At 40.9% G+C, this 794-nt stretch carries 1 protein-coding gene; it reads right to left on the bottom strand.

All coding sequences use genetic code 11. The features are described 5' to 3' along the window. Positions 1–72 precede the first annotated feature (72 nt). The coding region (locus WKT11_RS19810) for an IS30 family transposase (RefSeq protein ID WP_340285794.1) at positions 73–794 on the bottom strand (722 nt) is incomplete at its 5' end.

The following is a 794-nucleotide window of genomic DNA, read 5'->3' as shown; positions in this document are numbered from 1 at the left end:
AGACTAAATTCCACATGCCTTATGTGCAAGACTAAATTCTGGTGCAGTGAAATCTGCCTGTGCTTTACTATTTTATTTTATAAGTTTTGGACTAAGCATAACATCATCAGGTGCGATTGCCTTTAATCCTAATGCTTTGTGCAGTTTGTTGTCCAAGAGTAAAAGAGAGAGTTCATATGGGCTATGTCCATTAAGACTGTCTCTTTTTTCGTTGTTTATGTGATTCATCATAAGTCTGACTTTCTCGTCATTTAAATCAGCGAATGAACTCCCTTTCGGACGGATGTAGCGGATATACTCGTGGTTCTTTTCGCAGGCACCTTTTTGCCAAAAGCTATACGGATCACAGTAAAAGACAGTCGTGCTTTTACTTCCGTCACAGAATTCCTCCATCTCTTCACGAGCTGAGAATTCTGAACCTCCATCCGTGAGAATCACCGGAAAAAGCTTTTTGAATGCATCCTGCCCCAACACTGTTTCAAGCCATACAAAGACCTCTAACACGCATTCCTGGTCTTGATATTCCAACAGGAACATAAGCATAAGATTGCAGTTGCGGAATGTAAAGGTCAAGAGGGCACGGCTTTCGCCTTTCTTTCCTTCCACGCAGTCCATTTCCACAACATTTATATCTGGATGATCTTTCATATAATTCTGGAAATCTTCGTAGTTATGACCTTGACGATAAGAACGATCTTTTGCACTGGTCTGTGTAGGTTTCTTGCGTTTCTTATAACGTACAGAACGCCTTAAGTCACCATTGCGGACATCGAATACACAATCATTGATGTAGG

The organism is Blautia sp. HCN-1074, from assembly GCF_037890165.1.
Classification (GTDB): Bacteria; Bacillota; Clostridia; order Lachnospirales; family Lachnospiraceae; genus Blautia_A.
The sequence above is the reverse complement of the archived record's forward strand: the minus strand, read 5'-3'. Positions and strand labels throughout refer to the sequence as shown.